Annotated in this window: 19 protein-coding genes; 7 read left to right on the forward strand and 12 right to left on the reverse strand. The window is 62.1% G+C overall.

Annotated features, from left to right (window positions below; all coding sequences use genetic code 11):
* Positions 1-184 precede the first annotated feature (184 nt).
* A complete protein-coding gene (locus ACIGKL_RS00125; protein WP_195881804.1) occupies positions 185-1816 on the forward strand; it encodes an ATP-dependent acyl-CoA ligase in 1632 nt (543 codons plus the stop codon).
* 78 nt (positions 1817-1894) lie between these two features.
* Here the strand turns inward: ACIGKL_RS00125 and ACIGKL_RS00130 are convergent, their stop codons facing one another.
* Positions 1895-2695 (reverse strand): SDR family NAD(P)-dependent oxidoreductase, encoded by an 801-nt coding sequence (locus ACIGKL_RS00130; RefSeq protein ID WP_003244786.1) that lies wholly within the window; start codon positions 2693-2695, stop codon positions 1895-1897.
* A 106-nt stretch (positions 2696-2801) separates the two neighbouring features.
* Between ACIGKL_RS00130 and ACIGKL_RS00135 the strand changes: the two genes are divergently transcribed.
* A complete protein-coding gene (locus ACIGKL_RS00135; RefSeq protein WP_195881803.1) occupies positions 2802-3560 on the forward strand; it encodes a DUF2889 domain-containing protein in 759 nt (252 codons plus the stop codon).
* A 21-nt stretch (positions 3561-3581) separates the two neighbouring features.
* On the opposite strand, the gene ACIGKL_RS00140 is transcribed toward ACIGKL_RS00135, so the two are convergent.
* The 4 genes from ACIGKL_RS00140 to ACIGKL_RS00155 all read right to left on the reverse strand — a co-directional run bounded on the left by ACIGKL_RS00140 (position 3582) and on the right by ACIGKL_RS00155 (position 7521).
* Positions 3582-4157 carry an aromatic-ring-hydroxylating dioxygenase subunit beta gene (locus ACIGKL_RS00140; RefSeq protein WP_003244783.1) on the reverse strand — a complete coding sequence of 192 codons (576 nt, stop codon included), beginning with the start codon at positions 4155-4157 and terminating at the stop codon, positions 3582-3584.
* 39 nt (positions 4158-4196) lie between these two features.
* A complete protein-coding gene (locus tag ACIGKL_RS00145; RefSeq protein ID WP_036987200.1) occupies positions 4197-5597 on the reverse strand; it encodes an aromatic ring-hydroxylating dioxygenase subunit alpha in 1401 nt (466 codons plus the stop codon).
* A 177-nt stretch (positions 5598-5774) separates the two neighbouring features.
* Positions 5775-6776, reverse strand: coding sequence for a fumarylacetoacetate hydrolase family protein (locus ACIGKL_RS00150; protein WP_195881802.1), 1002 nt, complete (start codon positions 6774-6776; stop codon positions 5775-5777).
* A 43-nt stretch (positions 6777-6819) separates the two neighbouring features.
* Positions 6820-7521, reverse strand: coding sequence for an SDR family NAD(P)-dependent oxidoreductase (locus ACIGKL_RS00155; RefSeq protein WP_003244777.1), 702 nt, complete (start codon positions 7519-7521; stop codon positions 6820-6822).
* A 141-nt stretch (positions 7522-7662) separates the two neighbouring features.
* On the opposite strand from ACIGKL_RS00155, the gene ACIGKL_RS00160 reads away from it, so the two are divergent.
* Together ACIGKL_RS00160 and ACIGKL_RS00165 are read left to right on the forward strand one after the other, a co-directional pair.
* Positions 7663-8061 (forward strand): Zn-ribbon domain-containing OB-fold protein, encoded by a 399-nt coding sequence (locus tag ACIGKL_RS00160; RefSeq protein WP_003244776.1) that lies wholly within the window; start codon positions 7663-7665, stop codon positions 8059-8061.
* On the forward strand, positions 8061-9248 hold the full coding sequence (locus tag ACIGKL_RS00165) for a thiolase family protein (protein WP_036987198.1): 1188 nt from the start codon (positions 8061-8063) through the stop codon (positions 9246-9248). The genes ACIGKL_RS00160 and ACIGKL_RS00165 overlap by 1 nt, the downstream gene beginning before the upstream one ends.
* 17 nt (positions 9249-9265) lie before the next feature.
* On the opposite strand, the gene ACIGKL_RS00170 is transcribed toward ACIGKL_RS00165, so the two are convergent.
* The 7 genes from ACIGKL_RS00170 to ACIGKL_RS00200 form a co-directional block, all read right to left on the reverse strand.
* Positions 9266-10060 (reverse strand): IclR family transcriptional regulator, encoded by a 795-nt coding sequence (locus ACIGKL_RS00170; RefSeq protein ID WP_003244773.1) that lies wholly within the window; start codon positions 10058-10060, stop codon positions 9266-9268.
* 85 nt (positions 10061-10145) lie between these two features.
* Positions 10146-11783: an MFS transporter gene (locus ACIGKL_RS00175; RefSeq protein WP_195881801.1), complete on the reverse strand. Its 1638-nt coding sequence runs from the start codon at positions 11781-11783 to the stop codon at positions 10146-10148.
* On the reverse strand, positions 11780-12664 hold the full coding sequence (locus ACIGKL_RS00180; protein WP_195881800.1) for a fumarylacetoacetate hydrolase family protein: 885 nt from the start codon (positions 12662-12664) through the stop codon (positions 11780-11782). Before ACIGKL_RS00180 ends, ACIGKL_RS00175 begins: the two co-directional genes overlap by 4 nt.
* Positions 12665-12666: 2 nt before the next feature.
* Positions 12667-13611 (reverse strand): 2,3-dihydroxybiphenyl 1,2-dioxygenase, encoded by a 945-nt coding sequence (locus ACIGKL_RS00185; RefSeq protein ID WP_003244768.1) that lies wholly within the window; start codon positions 13609-13611, stop codon positions 12667-12669.
* 62 nt (positions 13612-13673) lie between these two features.
* Complete coding sequence (locus tag ACIGKL_RS00190) at positions 13674-14435, reverse strand: SDR family NAD(P)-dependent oxidoreductase (protein ID WP_397484777.1); 762 nt, start codon at positions 14433-14435, stop codon at positions 13674-13676.
* A gap of 54 nt (positions 14436-14489) precedes the next feature.
* The gene (locus ACIGKL_RS00195) at positions 14490-14720 is read right to left on the reverse strand and encodes a ferredoxin (protein WP_195881798.1); all 231 of its coding nucleotides are present in this window, start codon (positions 14718-14720) and stop codon (positions 14490-14492) included.
* Between the two features lie 266 nt (positions 14721-14986).
* The gene (locus ACIGKL_RS00200; protein WP_195881797.1) at positions 14987-16639 is read right to left on the reverse strand and encodes a methyl-accepting chemotaxis protein; all 1653 of its coding nucleotides are present in this window, start codon (positions 16637-16639) and stop codon (positions 14987-14989) included.
* Positions 16640-16807: 168 nt separating this feature from the next.
* On the opposite strand from ACIGKL_RS00200, the gene ACIGKL_RS00205 reads away from it, so the two are divergent.
* The 3 genes from ACIGKL_RS00205 to ACIGKL_RS00215 are packed head-to-tail and all read left to right on the forward strand — an operon-like array spanning position 16808 to position 19668.
* Positions 16808-18076, forward strand: a complete 1269-nt coding sequence (locus ACIGKL_RS00205; RefSeq protein WP_003244761.1) for an MFS transporter — start codon at positions 16808-16810, stop codon at positions 18074-18076.
* Between the two features lie 23 nt (positions 18077-18099).
* The gene (locus ACIGKL_RS00210) at positions 18100-18420 is read left to right on the forward strand and encodes a 2Fe-2S iron-sulfur cluster-binding protein (RefSeq protein ID WP_003244758.1); all 321 of its coding nucleotides are present in this window, start codon (positions 18100-18102) and stop codon (positions 18418-18420) included.
* 12 nt (positions 18421-18432) lie between these two features.
* On the forward strand, positions 18433-19668 hold the full coding sequence (locus ACIGKL_RS00215; protein ID WP_195881796.1) for an NAD(P)/FAD-dependent oxidoreductase: 1236 nt from the start codon (positions 18433-18435) through the stop codon (positions 19666-19668).
* The last annotated feature ends 21 nt before the right edge of the window (positions 19669-19689 follow it).

The raw sequence follows: 19689 nt of genomic DNA on the forward strand, positions 1-19689 counted from the left end.
ACATTGATAGGGATTCTCAGTTGGTAAATTTTCGTCACATTAGCACAGGATATAGGCAGTACCACATGGATTTGTTCAAATCTTAGCTGAAGACAAGCGACGAATTTGAATTTAGAATGGCATTCTCCCACCAAAATAAAATTTGCCATCCCACAGCGGGGAAGGCCTCCAAAGGAGATGAGCTATGAGTGGCATCGGTCATCCGGATACCTGGTCCGTAGGCGAGAGAGACACCGTCATCGCAGCACTCGACCGAGCGGTTGCAAGGCATCCGGACAGAGTCCTGCTGGATTTCAGTGGGAATCTATACACATATGCGAAAGTTGACTCGCTTTCCACCCGCATGGCCCATGCTCTGGCCGCCTTGGGCGTGAAGCCAGGCGAGACCGTGCTGACCATGCTGGACAACAACATCGATGCGGTCGTCTGCTGGCTGGCCATCAACAAGCTCCGCGCGGTCAGTGTGCCGATCAACACCGCACTCAAAGGCGAATTCCTGCGCCACCAGATCGCTGACACGGGAACCCACCTGGTCATCTGCGAGATCGACTATCTGCCGCGCCTCCTCCCCCTGGCCGACCAGCTCAGCGAGGTCAGCCAAATCCTCTACCGCGGTGAACGGACAGAGTCGGCCAGTTGCAGGATTCCGGTTGCCGCTCTGGATGACTTCCGCGGCGAGGACGACACGCCTTTCACCAGCAAGCCACAACCCTCCGACCTTGCCTGCCTGATCTACACCTCCGGCACCACCGGCCCATCGAAAGGCTGCATGATCAGCTACAATTTCATGTGTAACCTGGCACGCCTACAACTGCGCGCCGGCCCGGCCAACGAAAACGACATAACCATCACACCACTGCCGCTGTTCCACATGAACGCCCTGTGCGTCAGCATCATCGCCAGCATCCTGGTCGGCGCTCGGGCCGCCATCCTGCCACGCTTCTCGGTCTCCAACTTCTGGCAGGAAGTCGAGCGTTCCGGGGCGACCATCGCCTCGATCCTGGGGGGCATGGGTGGCCTGCTGGCCCAGGCGCCGGACAACGACGCGATGAAACGCTGCCGTGGACAGATCCATACCGCACGCGGCAACCCCTACACCGAAGAAACCAAACAGATCTGGCGCGAGCGCTTCGGCACCAAGCTGGTCGGCGGCAACGGATACGGCCTGACCGAAGCCTGTGTGATTACCTCTCTGGCAGCGGGCGAGTATGCAGCTCCCGGGTCTTCCGGCAAGCGCATCCCGGATTTCGACGTGCGCATCGTCGACGACAACGACCAGGAACTGCCTGCCAATACCCCCGGTGAAATCGTGCTGCGCCCACTGCGCCCGGACATCATGTTCCAGGGCTACTGGAACCGTCCCGCGGATACCCTCAAGCTAATGCGCAACATGTGGTTCCACACTGGCGACATCGGTAAGTTCGATGACGAAGGCTTCTTCTATTTCGTCGACCGCAAAAAGGACTACCTGCGTCGACGTGGCGAGAACATCTCCAGCTTCGAGATGGAAGCAGCCTTCGCTGTCCATCCGGACCTCGCAGAGGTTGCGGTGCATGCCGTGCCCTCCGATAAGGGCGAGGATGACGTTAAAGTGACCGCTGTGCTGCACCAGAAGGCCCAGCTGACACCGGAGGAGCTGTTCCACTGGGCGACCGACTCGGTGCCCTACTACGCCCTACCGCGCTATATCGAGTTCCGCGACAGCCTGCCGAAGAATCCGCAGGGACGCGTGCTGAAGTATCAGTTGCGCGACGAGGGCAAGACGGCCGACACCTGGGACCTGGAAGACACCGATATCAAAGTCGCGAAGAAATGATCCATAGGCCAGCCTAGCCCCCAGCCAGGCAGGCTACCCATCGGGCGAAGGCGCGGCGCCAGCCGCGCCTTCGCCCTGTCAGTATTCGCGAACCGGCACGTCCGCCGGGCGGGAGTTGTAGCCTGGCAAGTGCAGCCCGCCATCGACATGAATGGTCTCACCGGTAACGAAACGCGACATGTCCGAGGCCAGAAATACCACCACCGGTCCGATATCATCCTCCGGCTCACCGCAGCGCCCCAACGGACGCATGGCCGCGGAGCGCTCGGCGAACCCCGGATTCTCCGCTGCCAGTTTGTGGAACGTCGCCCCCATCGCGGTCGGAGCGATGGCGTTCACCCGGACATTGAAGCGCCCCCACTCCGATGCAGCGCTGCGGGTCAGACCGACGACCCCCGACTTGGCCGCGTTGTAATCGCCGTGCAGCCAGGCGCCGACCTCGGTATCGATCGAATAGAAGTTGATGATCTTGCCGGCACCGCGCGCGCGCATATGCGGCAGAGCAGCCTTCATCGACCACCAGGCAGCCCATAGGGTGGAATCCAGAGTGCGGGCCAGCATCTCGTCGGTCTTATCCTCCAGCAACACGTTGGGCGTGGGAGCGAAGGCATTGTTGACCAGAATATCCAGGCCGCCGAACTGCTCTACCGCCAGCTGGATGGCCTCCTCGATATCCGCCTTGCGGGTCACGTCGGTCTTGACAAACAGGGCGCGCGCTCCCAACGCCTGCAACTCCTGCTCCACAGACTTGCCGCTGGCCTCGTCGAGCTCGGCGACCAGCACCGCGGCACCCGCCTTGGCAAAACTCAACGCCACTCCTCGTCCGATACCACCGCCGGCGCCGGTGATCAGTGCCACCTGCTCTTGCAACAGCTTCATAGTGAATTCCTTCTTGTTTTTTGGTGAACAATTCTACATATAGTGTTCAAATATACTTCAATCCACAGCGTCAAGCATCAGTGAAAACAGCACAAGGAAAAACACGATGATCAGTATGTTCCGGCGCCGGGTGGAAATCGTTTCGGCGGGGCAAGATGCCAGAAGGGAAGTACGCGCGACTCTGGAGGACGACTTCCATCACTTCCGCGTCTGGCTGCGCCACCGCGATGGTATCGTGAGCGAGATCGGTGGCGAGGCCGTACGCTACCCCTACTCCGCCTGCCCACAGGCTGCCGAGCAACTGCAGAAGCTGATCGGCATGCCGCTCAGCCAGATCGCCCATTCGGTGACCCGGCAGACCGATGCCCAACACCAATGCACGCATCTGCTCGACCTGGCAGGCCTGGCCATCGCCAACGCGGCGCGAGGAACGACGCAGCGTCGTTATGACATCCAGGTTCCAGACCGCATCGACAAACGCACCAAGCCGGTTCTGCGGCGCGACGGCACCCCCCTGCTTAATTGGGAAGTGCATGGTTCAACCATCGAGGGACCTCCACCCTACTGCGGGGTCAACCTGCGTGAGGGAATGGCTCGCTGGGCGCTCAACCAGCTGTCCGAAGAGGAAGCGGAAGCCGCGCTGCTGCTACGCCGCTGCACCCTAATCTCACTGGGCCGCATGAACAACCTCGACACTCAGATTCACGCCTCCAGCACCGGCCGCTGCTACAGCCAGCAGCCGACACGAGCCACGCAAGCGCTGCGGATCAAGGGGTCCACCTGGGACTTCAGCGCTACGACGGTAGCGCTGTGTATGGACGACCAGAACTGGTTGGCTGGGAAAGAGAACGCCCGTCCCTCCTGACGAAGGGACAGGCCAAGGCTTTCAGAGGAACACTGCGAGGTTCGGCGTGCCCAGCACGGCCTGGTCGAGGATGACCTCGCGGCGCGCAAGCTTGAAGCCGTCGTCAGTCAGGCGCAACACATCCCGGCGCTCGCCACTGATGATATCGACATGATGGTCCTTGAAGCGGTTGCGGGTCAGCAGCAGATAGCTGGTTACCACAAACTCGTCGGTTTTCTCGGTCTCCTCGACGAAGACGTTGGTCACCAGGCGACGAGTACGCGAAGGCGGATCTTCCGCCCAGGCGCTCTTGCCAGAAAGACGCAGGATCCGCCCCATGATCGAGCGGTAGTCGTCATGATAGTGCTGCACGCTACGCACGATGGTGGTGGACAGCTCGGATTGCAGGCGGGTATGCCGCAGCGGAACGGTATAGACCAGGTCGGTTGCTAGGCGCGCGGCCCACTCCTGCAGGCGAATCTGGTCCAGCAGAGTTGCCTCCTCGTAAAGGAAGGTCACCACCTGGTTATAGACATCGGAACCGACCGGGACACGCTTGATGCCGACCGGCGACCCAGGCTGGATCTGGTCGGCGCCACGTTCTTGTACTTGGGCCATAAGTAACTCCTGAAGTTGTTGTTGTGCCTGGAGCGACAATCAGTCTTCCGCCGTCATCAGCTCGTGCCAGTACTGCCACCAATGCCACTGGGTGTCGTCCTTGGTGAAACCCTCGTTGACGATACCCGGCCCCGGCCAACCTTCGGGAGCGCCGGTCTCATAGCAGGCCTGGTACTTCAGGGTCATCTGGCGGCCCATCGCCCCCTTAGCGGCCAACGTCATATGTGGCCAGGTGTCCGAGTCATCCTGCTCGACCATACCTGAGGTGCCGAACAGCTGGATGGTCTGTTTGAGCATCTTCTCGCGCAACTCGGCCGGCGCATCCTTCTCGGCGAAGATCCAGTTGACGAATTCAAGCTTGTCCGGCCCCTGGGGCACATAGGCATGCATGGTCATGGAACCGACCACGCCACCGTCCGGCTGGGGAATATAGACAAAACCGAAGAGAATGTTCGGGAACATCCCGCCCACCTGAGGCGGCATACTGGTCAGTACCTCAAGCTGCTCCTCGCTCAGGTTGCGATAAAGCTGCTCGACCATGTCGCGGGTCATGCCGGCAGGCGGTAGCGCATCCAGCTTCTCCTGCACGGACAGCTCCGCGGGATCAAGGCCGGTCAGGCGCTTGATCTTACGCGCCAGGTCGATGCAGCGCAGGGCATGGCCGTGCGGCGAACTGATTTCCACGCCGATCATCTCGGGGCTGAGATCGGCGCCCTCGCCTTCGCCTTCGCCCTTCTTCGCATAGTTGCCGACCTCGCCCAACCAGCGGTGTAGGGTCAGGGTGTGGAAACCATCGGCGGCGGACTGCTCACCGGCGGTCTTCCAGTTAGCGTTGACGATGAAGCGCTGCGGCGGGCCGAGCACTTCCATTCCCTTGTCGGAGCGGCAGAACAGCATGTCGTAGTACCACTTGGCATCGCCGAGGAATTCGTCGAAGGACGGGCCATCGACATTCCAGGTAGCGAAGATCAGACCGCCGTAGAGCGTCACCCGGGCTTTCTTCAGCCCCAGCTCCTCCTTCGGCAGCATCTTGCCGTGCATACACTCGCGCTCGACCGGCGAACCGATGAAATCGCCGTTGGGACGGAAGGCCCAGCCATGGTAGATGCACTTATGGATCTGTGTATTGCCGCAGTCGGCTGTGCTGATACGCATGCCACGGTGCGGGCAGACGTTGAGGTTCACGTAGACCTCGCCGCCCTTGCCACGGGCGACGATCACCGAATCCGACCCCATGTCGCGAACCACGAAGTCGCCGGAATTGGGAATCTCGGACTCGTGCCCGAGGAACACCCAGATTTTGCCGAAGATTTTTTCCATCTCCAGCTCGTAGATCTCACGGTCCGACAGCACGCGCATCTGCACTTCACGGGTATCGGGATAGATGAGGTCGGAAACCTTGGTTCCGTCGGACAATACAGGGCTTGTTCTTGTTAGCATGATTGCCTCCTGTTCAGGGCACTACGGCGAATATTGAGCCGAAGCGAAATATAAGACACTTTTCATAAAAATGTACATAGAAATCACCGCATAAAAACTGGGTGATTCTTCCTTCCCCACCCCGGGCATGCCCGATGCAGCTGGCTTCCCGTGTCCGGAGCAGGTTACTCGGGCACATCAGGTAACAACTTGCCCGGCGCTACCGACTCGGGTGCGTAGCACTCCGATGCCGTCCACCTCCAGCTCGACCAGGTCGCCAGGCTGCAAGTAGCGCAGCTGCTCAAGGCCACAACCGTTGCCCACCGTGCCGGAACCAAGGAATTCGCCGGGATAGAGCGTTTCCGAACGCGAGATGTGGGCGATCACATCTTCGAAGGCCCAGCGCATCTCGCGGGTGTTGCCCCGCCCCCACTCCTCGCCGTTAACCCGCGCGACCATGTTCAGATCGTAGGGGTCGCCCAGCTCGTCGGCAGTCACCAAACAGGGCCCCATGATGTTCGCCGTATCGAAGTCCTTGCTCTTGGCTGGGCCGAGCATGCCGGGCATCTCGGCCGCCTGGGCATCGCGCGCGCTCATGTCGTTGAAGATGGTGTAGCCGACGATGTGCGAACGAGCCGCCTCGCGACTGATGTCCTTGCCGCGCCTGCCGATGTAGCAGCCGAACTCCAGCTCGAAGTCCAGCGCCTTGCTGAAACTAGGCCACTGGAAGTCGTCGTCGATGCCGATGACCGCGAAACGGTTGCACTTGTAGTAGATGGGTTGGCGGTTGAAGGTCTCAATGACCCGCTCATCAGCGCGGGTATTCATTGCCTTGAGGGTCGCTTCCGGGTCCGGTGTACGTAGCGCCCGGGCGCGCCGTGCGGCGGCGAAGCTCTGCCGCAGGTGCAGCTCGAAGCAGGAGCAGTCGCGCATCTGCGGCGGCGGCTGGATCGGCGCGCGCAGTTTCACCAGGGCGCGCTCACGTACTGCCTGGACAGGCACCCGCGCCACCAACGAGCGGGCCAGGGCTAGGCCGTCGTCGCCGGCCTCAACCAGCGCCAGTACGCTGGCCAGCTCGGCTCGCTCGCGCCCTTGCAGCTCCCGGCAGGCGGCCTGCAGGTCGAGGACGATCTGGTCGTTCTCCAGCAGCGCCCCGGCACGCTCGAAGCCACTGCCATCGGTATAGGTGACCAATCTCATGCTTCCTGTACTCCCGTCGAGTGCCAGCTGGGGAAAGCGGACGTCATACCCGGCCACCCACGGGCAGGCAGGCGCCAGTTATAGGCGTGGCTTCGTCCGACAGCAGGAAGGCGATCACCTTCGCCAGGGCCTCCGGAGTGACCCAGCGGCTTGCATCGGCATCCGGCATGTCGGCACGGTTCGCCTGGGTGTCGATGATGCTCGGCAGCACGGCGTTGACGGTGACGCCACGATCCTTCAGCTCCTCGGCCAAAGCTTCGGTAAGGCGCGCCACGCCGGATTTGGAGGCAGCATAAGCGCCCATGCCCAGCCCAGCCTTTAGCGACGCCAGTGCGCCGACGTTGACGATGCGCCCGGATGGCGCATCGAGCAGGTGGGCCAGAGCTGCCTGGCTGCTCACCAGCGCGGTGCGCAGGTTGATCTGGTACAGGCGGTCCCAGGTTTCCAGGCTCCCTCCCTCCAGGGTCTCCCAGGCGAAGCCGCCAGCCACGTTGACCAGCCCGTCGATCCGCCCGAAACGTTCAGCCACCTTAGCCACGGCCGCCTGTGCCGAGTCGGTGGAGGTCAGGTCGACGCCCCCCAGCGACAGCAGGCCCGGAGCTTCGCCCAGGCTGGCGGGCACCTCGGCGCGGTCGAGCAGGGCGACCTGCGCGCCGCGCTCCAGCAGCAGGCGGCCCACGGCGCTACCCAGAGCGCCGAAACCGCCGGTGACTATGATTATCTTGTCTTGCAAAGGCCGGGACATGGCAAAGAAATCCTCTTGTTGTTTAGCGCGAGACTGGCTGTATGCGCCCGCCTCGCCAAACAATATATGACACTTTTCAAAAATATGTACAATTGTTAAAGTCATTGGCATCCCAAGCCAGTGCCCCTGCAGGTTCCGCGAATGTCCAGAAAACTGCCCGCCCTCAACGCCGACAACCGTACCTTCTGGCAGGGCGGCGAGCACGGCCAACTGCAGATCCACAAGTGCAGCGATTGCACGCGCTTCTTCCACCCGCCCGGCCCGATCTGCCCACGCTGCGCGAGCCTCGATGTGGCGCCGTGCGCGGTTTCCGGAAAGGGCAAGGTGCTTAGCTACACCCTCAACTATCAGCCGTGGAACAACGACCTGGAAGTGCCCTACGTGGTTGCTATCGTCGAGCTGGCCGAGCAGGAGGGTCTGCGTTTCCTAAGCAATGTTGTTGGCATGGATCCACAGCAGGTGCATATCGACATGCCGGTACGGGTCAGCTTCCTGAACGTCGAGGATGTATGGCTGCCTCTGTTCGAAAAGGATCAATGATGATTGAGCACTACGAGAAAGATGTCGCCATCACCGGCATCGGCCAGTCCGAGGTGGCGCGGCCATCCAGCAAGTCGGCCATGCGCCTGACCCTTGATGCCTGCCTGGAAGCCATCGCCGACGCCGGCCTGGAGCGCCAGGACATCGATGGCGTGGCCTGCTGGCCAGGGGACAACAACAATGGCGACCCCTTCTCGCCGGTCGGCCCCAGCGCCCTGAAAAGTGCCCTGGGACTGAACCTCAACTGGTTCGGCGCCGGCTATGAGGGCCCCGGCCCACTGGCCGGCATGATTAATGGCGCCATGGCTATCGCCGCCGGCCTGTGCCGGCACGTCCTGGTTTTCCGCACCATCACCGAAGCCTCGGCGCGTCTGCACAACAAGCAGGCCGGCGCCCTGAGCAACAAGACCCAGGGACGCGACAGCAGCTATGCCTGGCAGTGGTTCACGCCCTTCAATGTGCTTTCCGGCATCAATCTGATGGCGCTATACGCTCAGCGTCATTTCCACGAATACGGCACCCGGCCCGAACAGCTAGCGCAGATCGCACTGACCTGCCGGCAGAACGCCATGCGCAACCCCAAGGCCATCTACCGCACCCCCATGTCATTGGACGACTACATGCAGTCACGGATGATTTCCACGCCGCTGCGCATGTTCGACTGCGACGTGCATTGCGATGCCTCCACCGCCATCGTCCTGTCGCGCCGCGATGCCGCACGCGATGGCCGTCATGCGCCGATACGCATCGAGGCGATAGGCGCCGCGTTGAACCAGCCCTGGTCCTGGGATCAGATATCCCTAACAGAGATGGCGGCCTTCGATGTTGGCCGGATGATGTGGCAACGCACCGACTACACCCCGGACGACGTCGACTCGGCACAGCTCTACGACGGCTTCTCGATCCTCACCATGATCTGGCTGGAGGCACTGGGCCTGTGCCCGGTGGGCGAGAGCGGTGCCTTTGTCGAAGGCGGCCAGCGCATCGCCCTGAACGGTCGGCTGCCGATCAACACGAACGGCGGCCAGTTATCCGGCGGGCGCACCCACGGCCTGGGCTACGTCCACGAGGCATGCCTGCAGCTATGGGGACGCGCCGAAGGGCGTCAGACCACGGAGAATCGTGTATCCGTGGTTGCCGCAGGCGGCGGACCACTGGGCGGCAGCCTGCTGCTGGTCCGCGAATAAGCCATGCCTGGCCGGCGTCAGAACAGGACGTCGGCCAGCTCGGAGCAGAACTCGGTGAGCGCGCCAGCCAGCTCCTTGATCCCGTCATCATCGCGCTGGCCGCGAAACATCACGGCGGAAACGGTGAAATCGATCGACCCTTCGGGGGAATAGACTGGCGCTGCGACGGCCAGGATGCCGACCGAGAAATAACCATCGTCCATCGCCCAGCCCCTCTCCGCAGCCAGGCGCACTTCCTCGCGGTAGGTTTCTATGGGTAGTGGGCGTGCCCAGCGAATCCGCTCGTAGATGGCCTCGAACTCCGGGGTGTCGAGGTCCAGTTGTGTTGAGAACAACCGTCCGCTGGCCCCCATTTGCATTGGAAAACGCTGTCCTTCGGCCATATCGATGCGGACATCGGCAGGGCTGGCCGCTGAGCTGACGATCACGATACGATCCGCCCCCATACGCCGCCACAGGGTAATGGTAACCCGCATACGTGCCGCAAATTCCTGCAGCAGCGGCTTGACCAACTGTACTCGCTGCCCCTGGGTGACCAACTGTCCGACTAAACGAGCCAGCCCCAGCCCCGCCGAATAGCGCTTTGACATCGGATTGAAATCGACGACATCCTCCATTACCAGGGTGCGTAGGATGTTGAAACAGGTGCTGGGATTGATCGACAGCCGCCGGGCGATATCCACCGAGCGCTCCGGCGCTCCGCTCTGACTCAAATGACGAAGGATGCGGATCGCATTGGCGACCGGCTTTACAGTGACCGCCCCCATTGCCTTGCGGTCACCGCTGACTTCCACGGCCTCTGGAGTATCCATGCGCATTTTCTCGGTTGGTTTGACGCTGTAATTCTATACCGAGAACAACAAAGTCCGCGAAATTTAATATAGAGACTAAAACAGCTCAAATTTGCTCCGCCGGGGTTTGGTAGATATATCGCTTAATCTCCCGTCGCTCATCGCGGAATCGCACCAAAGCCAACTCCTGAGCTTCATCGTTCTGAGTCATCCTCCCGCGCTGGCGTAGGTAATCCAACCACGACTCGACGATGAAGCGCTCGATATAGTGATCGGTCTCCTCCACATCACGGTACAGGCGCCAGTTGCGCGCGCCATTACGCCGCCGTGTCTGGCCGATGGCATAGACCGCGCGCAGAAAAGCGTCACGCTCGGCAGCCACCACCCGATAACTGACTTCTATACAGACGGGGCCGTCGTCATGGGCCACCTCTGCTGCCAGCACCAGCTTGTCGGTCTGCTGCGCGTCGGCAAAATCCGCCTCCCGCCCCATGACGATCTCACCGCGACGTGTCAGCAGCAACCCGAGCAGGATGCTCGACGCCGACAGTAGCAAGCTATTGCCCAACCCCAGGTACTGCGCCAGGACACCCCACAGGGCGCCCCCCAGAGCCATCGAGCCCATCAGAACCAGCAGATACACCGAGGCGACCCGGGCGCGCACCCAGTTCGCCGCGTAGGTCTGCACTACGGTGGAGATGGTGGCGTTTACCGCCATCCAGCCCATGCCGGCCAGCACCAGCATGGCGCATATCACCGCCTGGCTGTCCGACAACGCCGCCGCCAGAGTTGCCGCAGCGAAGGCAGCTGCGCCAACGACTATTAGCCGGCGCAGAGAGAAACGGTGATAAACGCTAGTCAGACCGAGCGCAGCCAGCACCGCGCCAGCCCCCATGAAAGCCATCAGCAGACCGTAACCGCCGGCATGCATGTCCAGCTCATCCTTGGCCACGAGCGGCAACAGCGCCCAAAGCGCGCTGGCGCAACTGGTAAAGACAAATACCTGCTTGAGCGCGCTGGACAGCACAGCCGAGTGACGAATGTAGCGCAGGCCGCTACGCATACCGCCGGTCAAGGTTTCCGGTGGCAAGCCTTCTGCTCGCGCACTGGCCGGCAGGCGCACGCAGATGAAGACGATCACCACGCCCATACACAGGGTGATAGCCAGAAATACCGACGCAGTACTCCACCAGGCGATCAAAGCGCCAGCCAGGGCAGGCCCAAGGGCGCGGGTGGCATTGATGGAAATGCCGCAGAGGGATACCGCCGCAGGGACCTGCTCACGGGGGAGGACGCCGACCAGCGTAGTCATCCAGGCCGCCATGCCCAGGGCGCTGCCGCTGCCCAGGATGAAGGTGAACAACAACAGTGACCAGGCCTGCAGCAGGTTGCTCCAAGCCAGCAGGCAAAGCACTGCGGAGGCGACCAGCATGGCCGACTGGGTGACCAGCAGCAGGCGCCGCGGATCCATCCGGTCGGCCAGCACCCCGCCCGGCAGGCCGAATAGAAAGACCGGCAGAGTGATTGCCGTCTGCACCAGGGAAACCATTAGAGGCGACGCCGTCAGCTGGGTCATGATCCAGGCCGCGCCCACCGTCTGCATCCAGATCGCCAGATTGGCGATGGCGCAGGCTAGCCATAGCCCGACGAACAGCCGATGGCGCAGTGGTGCCCAGAATGAGACCTGCTCCGAAGCTGTCAGCGACTCCGCTGGGGCGGAAGAGGTTTGCCTGTGCATGCTCATTCGCCTGCGGGCCATCCCAGCCGCCCGACACCACGCGCGGAGTTCAGGACGCGCTGGGCACCAATGCGATTGCATAGAGTACCGAGCCCCTCGACATGCGCCTCAACCAGATCGCCCGGTGCCAGGAAGCGGCCATCCTCCAGCCCCACCCCGTGGGTCGAGCCAGTGAACACCAGATCGCCCGGACGCAGGCTGATGCGGGCATCGAGGTAGTTGAGCAGCTCGTCGATGGGAAAGATCATCTGGCGACTGTTGTCCTGCTGGCGTAATTCACCATTCACGCTCAGCCTCATATCCAGCTCCGGCTGCCCGGGGCCACCCAGTTCGTCGAGGGTAACGATCCAGGGACCGACCGGCGTGGTGCGGTCCATCGCCTTCTGGGTCAGCAGATCGAGGCGGGCTATGCGCCGCCCCGCGTCCCGCGCGCTTATATCGTTGCCGACTGTATAGCCAAGCAAGCAGGCGCTGGCCCGGGGCTCATCACCCAGCTGCCGGGCGACCATGGCGACCAACTCGACCTCATAGTCGAGTTGCTCGGTCAGGGCCGGATAGACGATTTCATCGTGCGCACCGACCAGAGCGGAATCCGGCTTCAAGTAGGCAAGCGGATGAGCCGGAGGTGAACTTCCCAGGCGCTCCAGGTGGCTACGGTAATTCAGCCCTACGCCGAAGACACGCGCGCCCGGCTGCAGAGGTGGCAGCAGGCGGCAAGCCGACAGTTCCAGACGCGCCTCATCGGGCCCAAGACGGATTGCTCGCCCCCGCCCCAAGGCCGGCGCCCAGACGGAGAACGGCTCGCGGATGCGACGCAGGCGCTGAAGGTCCGGGTCGAGCAGCGCCCAAAACGCCTCGCCACCCGACTCGACCCTTGCCAGACGCACGTTCAGCGCTTCTTGGCGGCCAGGTACTCGGCGTCCAGCACTTCCTCGGGGGTGCGCACACTCGGCCCGAGGATCGGCCCGACGATCTCGTGGCCCCACAGACTCAGGCTCTCGGGGTTGAGTTCGTAGGGGTCACCCTGCCAGGACTCGATCTCAGCGATGGTCTCGAAGGCAAAGCCGGATGGGGTGAAATGATAGAAGGACAGGTGCGGATCTTGGCTGTGCTGACCGAGGGTCATCATCATCGGCAGCTCACGCTTGCGCACGATGTCGTAGGTTTCGCCGACATCGCGCACATTGCGCACGAACAGACCGACGTGCTGTACGCCCATGCGCCCCGGGCCGTGACCATAGGCAATGTCATGGCTGGTGTGGTTGTTCAGCTTGGCGCGGAAGAAGCCGGTACGCCCCTTGCCGGCACCCGCGCCGTACCAATGGAAGCCCATCACATCGAGCAGGAAACTCTCCAGTTCCGGGGTGTATTCCGGTGTGATCAGCACCACGTGCCCGGCGCCACGCTCGTCGGCCAGGAAACCGGAATGCAGCCGCCCGGGAATGAACGAGCGTGGCGTCCACTTCTGACCGTAGAACAGCTCGTATTGGTAGCCCACCGGATCGCGGAAACGCACCACTTCCCGCACCCCACGCAACTCGCAAAAAGCGGCGTCGCCACGGGTGAACTCGACGCCGGCTGCTTCTAGCTTCCTCAAACCGTCCTCAAACGCCATGCGCCCGACCGCCTCCCAGCCGATGTAGGCCAGGCGATCAACCTTGCCGGGGTGGAAAGCGAAACGGTGGCGACGGTCGTCGATGCGAAAATACAGCGATTGCGGGTCGCTCTCCGGCGACTTGCCGATACCGAAGCCCATTACCTGTGGGCCGTACTCGCGCCACGCATCGAGATTCGCGGTCTCGAACCCCATATAACCGATGCCGATGATATCCATGACTTCACCTTATTGTTCGCATGTCGTTTGGACGCGCGGCCGACTGCTGCGGCCGCATGAAACTAAATGGCCAGCAGGCCACCATCGATAACGAAATCGGCGCCCGTGACGAAGGACGCCTCGCTGGAGGCCAGGAACAGCGCCAGGGCCACCACTTCCTCGGGCTCACCCGGACGGTCCATCAGTACGCCGTCGAGCAGAGCGGCGCGGACCTCGGGATTCTTCAGGAACGCTTCGGTACCGGGGGTGGCCACGAAGCCAGGGCTGAGGCTGACGGCGCGGATGCCAAGTGGCGCACCTTCCACCGCCAACTGGCGGGTGAAGGAAACCACCGCCCCTTTAGCTGCGGCATGGGCGGCGATGCCCGCCACCTTAGAGCCCCCCCAGGCGGCAGTGGATGACACGTTGATGATCACCCCGCGGCGCTCGGCCAGGTGATCCCACGCATATTTAGTGGTGTAGAACAACAGGTCGATTTCGTTGCGGATGGTGTAGTGCCAGTCTTCGATGGAAAACTCATTGACCTTGCCGAAACGTGCGGCCGAGGCATTGTTGTAGAGGATATCGATGCCCCCATGTTCGGCGGCAGCCATCTCGACCCAGGCCCGAGCCTGTTCGTGGTCACCCAGGTCAACCGGGGCCTGGCCATACAGGTTCAGCCCTTCCGACCGCAGCAAGGCAACGGTTTCTTCATGAGCCGCAGCATTGAAGTCGCAACCCACAACAATGGCGCCCTCGCGGGCGAAGCGCAATGCCGCCACCCTGCCCTGCCCCCCCCCGGTTCCCGTGATCAACGCCACCTTACCGTCCAGACGCCCACTCATAGCACCCTCCATTTCTTGTTCTTATTCACGCTCATACGGCAACGACAACACCAATCATTCGCTGTCTGGTTTGAGATCTTCGAGCCAGATTGCCTCGGCCGGACAAGCCTCGGCGCCTTCACGCGCCTCGTCTTCTAACTCCGGGGGAACAACCTTGCTATCCACGTACACCAGGCCATCGGCATCCAATTTGTAGACACTGGGGCAGATAGCGGCGCAAAGACCATAGCCACAGCACCGACTGCGGTCGACCACGACCTCGAACCGCGGTTTATCCGAACTCATCTTGGTTCTCCTCATGTAGGCAGGCAAGGAAAATAATGAACACTTTTATCAAACTTGTAAACAACCCGTGTTCAACCTATCCAGATCATTAGTAAAAACCATTATAAATCAGGCATATGGTAAAAATTTCAGCCAGATCAACTGATTCAAAAAAGACGAAAAAACAGGAAAATCAAGAAATAAATGTACATAAAATACATTTTTGTATATAAACAAGCAGATCAAGCACCACCTCCCTGCGATGAACGGTCGGCGTGCAGCTGTCCTCACGTCTCGAAGCGGAAGCGGCTCATCGCCAGATTCAGCTCTTCGGACAACTCGCGCAGGGCCACAACGGCACTGGAAACCCGGTGCGTGATCGCATCTCCCTCACCAGCCATGCGCGCGATTCGATCTACGTTCAACGCGATATCCTGCCCTCCCTCGCTCTGCACCCTCACCGCGTCGGCGATCTGATCGACTCCGCGCGTGGAGTCGCCAACCAGCTCCGCCGCCTGCTGCAAAGTGCTCTCCAGTTCGCTCAGCAGCCTACCGCTGTCGTCCAATGCCACTGTCCCCGCACGCAGGGCCTCGTCGACCACTTCGGACTGGCTCTCCAGCCTCACGGTGAGCGCATTGATCGAATTGGCTGCCAACGCCGAACGCTGCGCCAGATTGCGCACCTCGTCGGCCACCACACTGAAGCCTCGCCCACTCTCGCCGGCACGCGCAGCTTCGATCGCCGCATTGAGCGCCAGCAGGTTGGTCTGCGCGGACAAGTCTTTGACTTGGGTGATGCTGGTAGTAATCGCCGTGGTGCTCTCGACGAAATCCCCCACCGAACCGCGAATAGCGGAAAATGCATGACGCACGCTGTCGATCTTCTCGAGCAGGCGCGACAGCGCCAGATGCCCGTCCTCCGAACCACGCAGGCTTGCCTCCGCGGAACTTCGCAGGCTCTCCGCGTGCCTGGATATCGACGCAATGCCCGCACTCATCTGCTCGATCGTCATCGACACCTCACCCACCGCCCCGGCCTGGGCCGTGGAGCTCTCGGCCACCCTGGTCGAGGTTCCCACCAACTCCTCGGCCGAGGCACTGACCGACGCTGCCACATTGGCGACCTGCCGCATGGCCTGCTGGAAGCTGTCGATTAGTTCATTGAAAGCCTGCGCCGTATGGGCTACCTCATCGCGGCCGATGACCCGCACACGCTGGGTCAGGTCCCCGTCACGCAATCTTATCGACGCTTGCTCGATTTCACGGATGGAGCGGACGATCTGACCACGCAACAGCAGACTAACCAGCAACGCCAGGACGATGGCTGCCAGCAGCACGCCGACAAGGATCTGCGACACCTGCCGCACCATGCCACCGGCTTCGGCGAAGGCGCTGGCGGTCAACTCCGCCTGCAGGCCAAGCAGGCGATTGAACTGACCCTGCAGACCGTAGTACTCAGCGCGTACCCGCCCCAGCAGCGAGGCAGCCTGCAACTGATCCTCCAGCGCAGCGCGCTTGAAATCAGCCAGCCCCTCACTGAACACGCCAGCCTGATCTTCCACTGCCCGCACGAGGATCTTTTCGTCCTCGCCCAGGCGCGTCTCGCGAGCCAGCTTGTCCAATCCGGCACGCATGTCATCGATGCTAGCCTGCATATCCTCGAGGTAGGCCTCCAGCTCCTCGGAGAACGCCTCGCCATTGGATTCGAGAATGCGCGCGCCCGTGGCATAAGCGCCGACCATCGCTGCCTGGGAAGCAGTGGAGGTCTCGAGCACCGTCCTGTACTGCTGGAAGCGCAAGTGGTCGATCTCCTCAAGTACCGCCTGTTGCGTGGCCAGCCCCCGGTAGGCCACCGCCGAGATGATTAGCAGCGCGAGCACGAACAGCGTAGGGAGCACCAGGAGCTTGGCGCCGATGGATAGATTTCTCAGGAATGGCATGGGTATCGACCTCTTGTTGTTCTGTAACGGCATGGCATGACTAGACAGACCATCCACCCCGCAATATTCTCTATACAGCATTCGATTCTATTATCGGAATTCGAATCGAAAAAATCAGCCCCCCCTTACGGTGCTTGGCCGAATAAATTCAATAAAGGACGCCAGACCATGCCTTCTTCCAAAAACGAAGCGGCGATCGATCTCAGCGAATTCCGGCAAGGCTGGAGAGTCCTGCTGCTCTCCGTCGTCGGCATCGCCGTCAGTATCAATGCGTCGCTGCTCTATGGCTTCGGCACTCTGGTCCTGCCGCTGGAACAGGCCTTTGGCTGGAGCAAGAGCGAACAGCAGGTGGCCATCTCCTTCCTGTTCGGCGGCGCGGTGATCTCCCTGCAACTGGTTGGCTGGTTCAACCTGCGCTTCGGCATGAAACGCATGACGGTGGCCTCGCTGATAATGCTGTCGCTAGGCTACTTGGCCACCACCCAGTTGCAGGGCTCGGTCTGGTCGCTGTACCTGGCCTTCGCCATCCTTCCCCTGGTCGGCATGGGTGCACTCGCCGTGACCTGGACCCAATTGCTCAGTCTCTGGTATGACCGCAATCGTGGCCTGGCTCTGGCGATCGGCCTCTCCGGAACTGGGCTGACCGCCGCCACCATTCCGCAACTGATGTCCTGGGGTATCGAACAATGGGACTGGCGCGCCGCCTTCGTCATTCTCGCCCTGCTAAATCTGTTGGTCCTGCTGCCACTGACCCTGCTGTGGTTCAGGATTTCCGGCAATGGCGACAAAGCCGCCCAGGGACACGGCAAGGAACTGCAGGACCTGCCCGGCATGAGCTTTCGCGAAGGCATGCGCTCGAGCAAGTTCTGGACATGCAACCTGGCGCTGGCCCTGGTGATTTCCTCGATCATCGGCATGGTCACCAGCACAGTGCCCATGCTGCAGAGCAAGGGGCTATCGGCCAGCGAGGCCAACCTGATTTTCAGCGGCTTCGGTATCGCCCTGATCTTCGGCCGCCTGCTCATCGGTTACCTGCTTGATCGCATGTGGCCACCGGTGGTATCAGCCGTCAGCCTGGCCCTGCCGGCCATCGGCTGCCTGATCTACCTCGGCGGCACCGTTGAATTCGCTCCACTGCTGCTGGCGGCTATCCTGGTCGGCTTCGGTGCCGGAGCCGAATTCGACATCGCCGCCTTCCTGGTCGCCCGCTACTTCGGGTTACGCGAATACGGGCGACTGTTCGGCGTGCATCAAGGCCTGAATACGGTGGCCTCCGCTCTCGCCCCGCTGCTCTTCGCCTTCATGCTCAGCCGCACCGGCTCCTACTCACCCATGCTCATCTACGCCATTGCCTGCAGCCTGATCGGCCCCCTGCTCTTGCTGACCCTGGGCCGCGTCCCGCGCTTCGAACCGACACCGATAGCGGCCCACCCCTGACCCGAATACTCCAGGAGAAGACCATGCCCACACTGACTTTCATCGAGCACGATGGCACCGCACACAAGGTATCCGCTGACGTTGGCCAATCCGTCATGCAGGCCGCCACCTTCGCCTCGGTGCCCGGCATCCCCGCCGACTGCGGCGGGGCCTGCGCCTGCGCCACCTGTCACGCCTACGTCGACGAGGCCTGGCTGACCCGCCTCCCAGCCTTGGACAGCACCGAAAACGACATGCTCGACTGCGCCTTCGAGCGCCGCGAAAACAGCCGCCTGACCTGCCAGGTGTTCATGACCGAAGAGCTCGACGGCCTGGTGCTGCGCCTGCCCGCGTCACAATTCTAAGAAGAGGTCCCCATGTCACTCGCCTCAGTAGTCATAGTCGGTGCCGGCCAGGCCGGTTTCCAGGTAGCGGCCTCGCTCCGCCAGGAGGGATACAACGGCAGCATCACCTTGATCGGCGACGAGCCCGGCCTGCCCTACCAGCGACCGCCGCTGTCCAAGGCCTACCTGCTCGGCAAGATCAACGAGAACGCCCTGCTGTTCCGGCCAGCCGACTTCTTCACTGCCCAGCGCATCGACCTCGTACATGATCAGGCAACGGCCATTGATCGGCAGAACCGCCGCGTCCTGCTCGCCTCTGGTGAGGCGGTCGCCTACGACCACCTGGTACTGGCCACTGGCGCGCACAACCGTCCGCTACCGGTGCCCGGTGCCGAACTGCAAGGCGTGTTCGGCGTCAAGACCAAGCTGGATGCCGACGCCCTCGCCCCGCTGGTGAGGGAGATACGCAACGTGGTGGTGGTTGGCGCCGGTTTTATCGGCCTGGAATTCGCCGCGGTAGCCGCCGAACTGGGTGCCAGCGTGCATGTGCTGGAACTCGGCGATCGGCCGATGGCGCGCGCCGTTTCGACGGAGATGTCCCAACTGTTTCGCCAGGCTCACGAGGCCTGGGGAGTGAAATTCGACTTCCGCCAGGGCCTAACCCGCATCGAAGGCCGCGATGGCAAGGTCAGCGGTGTGGAAACCTCGGATGGACGCAAGCTGCCAGCCGACCTGGTGGTGTTCGGTATCGGCGTGATCCCCAACACCCAACTGGCCAGCGAAGCGGGCCTGACCATCGAGAACGGCATCCGCGTAGACACCAATCTGCTGACCTCCGATCCGCACATCTCCGCTCTCGGCGACGTCGCCTGCTTTCCCTGCCTGCAGAATGGCGAGCGGCCGACCCGCCTGGAGTCCGTGCAGAACGCCGCCGACCAGGCACGCAACGTGGCCGCTCGGCTGCTCGGTAAGCCGGCCTCCTATGGGGCGCTGCCCTGGTTCTGGACCGACCAGGGCAACCTCAAGCTACAGATCGCCGGGCTTTCCACCGGTTACGACAGCACCGTCACCCTCGGCTCGCCAGAAGCCCAACAGCTCTCAGTGCTGTGCTTCCGTGACGACCAGTTGGTCGCGGTGGAGTCCTGCAACCGGCCGGGCGACCATATGGCCGCGCGCAAGATCCTCTCCCGACCGCCCAGGCTGACTGCCGCCGAGGCGGCCGCCGAGGGTTTCGAGCTCAAGACCTGGGAAGTCGCCAACCGCGACTGACCACCCTACGCCGCGTCCGCT

This window comes from Pseudomonas sp. NPDC077186, assembly GCF_044543505.1.
Lineage (GTDB): Bacteria > Pseudomonadota > Gammaproteobacteria > Pseudomonadales > Pseudomonadaceae > Aquipseudomonas.

What these genes read in the sequence shown, in the direction of transcription:
- ACIGKL_RS00165 (WP_036987198.1), top strand. Translation starts at nt 8,061, where the DNA reads ATGATTGAGCACTACGAGAAAGATGTCGCCATCACCGGCATCGGCCAG.
- ACIGKL_RS00150 (WP_195881802.1), bottom strand. Translation starts at nt 6,776, where the DNA reads ATGAGATTGGTCACCTATACCGATGGCAGTGGCTTCGAGCGTGCCGGG.
- ACIGKL_RS00160 (WP_003244776.1), top strand. Translation starts at nt 7,663, where the DNA reads ATGTCCAGAAAACTGCCCGCCCTCAACGCCGACAACCGTACCTTCTGG.
- ACIGKL_RS00190 (WP_397484777.1), bottom strand. Translation starts at nt 14,435, where the DNA reads ATGAGTGGGCGTCTGGACGGTAAGGTGGCGTTGATCACGGGAACCGGG.
- ACIGKL_RS00145 (WP_036987200.1), bottom strand. Translation starts at nt 5,597, where the DNA reads ATGCTAACAAGAACAAGCCCTGTATTGTCCGACGGAACCAAGGTTTCC.
- ACIGKL_RS00140 (WP_003244783.1), bottom strand. Translation starts at nt 4,157, where the DNA reads ATGGCCCAAGTACAAGAACGTGGCGCCGACCAGATCCAGCCTGGGTCG.
- ACIGKL_RS00125 (WP_195881804.1), top strand. Translation starts at nt 185, where the DNA reads ATGAGTGGCATCGGTCATCCGGATACCTGGTCCGTAGGCGAGAGAGAC.
- ACIGKL_RS00175 (WP_195881801.1), bottom strand. Translation starts at nt 11,783, where the DNA reads ATGAGCATGCACAGGCAAACCTCTTCCGCCCCAGCGGAGTCGCTGACA.
- ACIGKL_RS00210 (WP_003244758.1), top strand. Translation starts at nt 18,100, where the DNA reads ATGCCCACACTGACTTTCATCGAGCACGATGGCACCGCACACAAGGTA.
- ACIGKL_RS00195 (WP_195881798.1), bottom strand. Translation starts at nt 14,720, where the DNA reads ATGAGTTCGGATAAACCGCGGTTCGAGGTCGTGGTCGACCGCAGTCGG.
- ACIGKL_RS00215 (WP_195881796.1), top strand. Translation starts at nt 18,433, where the DNA reads ATGTCACTCGCCTCAGTAGTCATAGTCGGTGCCGGCCAGGCCGGTTTC.
- ACIGKL_RS00170 (WP_003244773.1), bottom strand. Translation starts at nt 10,060, where the DNA reads ATGGATACTCCAGAGGCCGTGGAAGTCAGCGGTGACCGCAAGGCAATG.
- ACIGKL_RS00205 (WP_003244761.1), top strand. Translation starts at nt 16,808, where the DNA reads ATGCCTTCTTCCAAAAACGAAGCGGCGATCGATCTCAGCGAATTCCGG.
- ACIGKL_RS00130 (WP_003244786.1), bottom strand. Translation starts at nt 2,695, where the DNA reads ATGAAGCTGTTGCAAGAGCAGGTGGCACTGATCACCGGCGCCGGCGGT.
- ACIGKL_RS00135 (WP_195881803.1), top strand. Translation starts at nt 2,802, where the DNA reads ATGATCAGTATGTTCCGGCGCCGGGTGGAAATCGTTTCGGCGGGGCAA.
- ACIGKL_RS00185 (WP_003244768.1), bottom strand. Translation starts at nt 13,611, where the DNA reads ATGGATATCATCGGCATCGGTTATATGGGGTTCGAGACCGCGAATCTC.
- ACIGKL_RS00200 (WP_195881797.1), bottom strand. Translation starts at nt 16,639, where the DNA reads ATGCCATTCCTGAGAAATCTATCCATCGGCGCCAAGCTCCTGGTGCTC.
- ACIGKL_RS00155 (WP_003244777.1), bottom strand. Translation starts at nt 7,521, where the DNA reads ATGTCCCGGCCTTTGCAAGACAAGATAATCATAGTCACCGGCGGTTTC.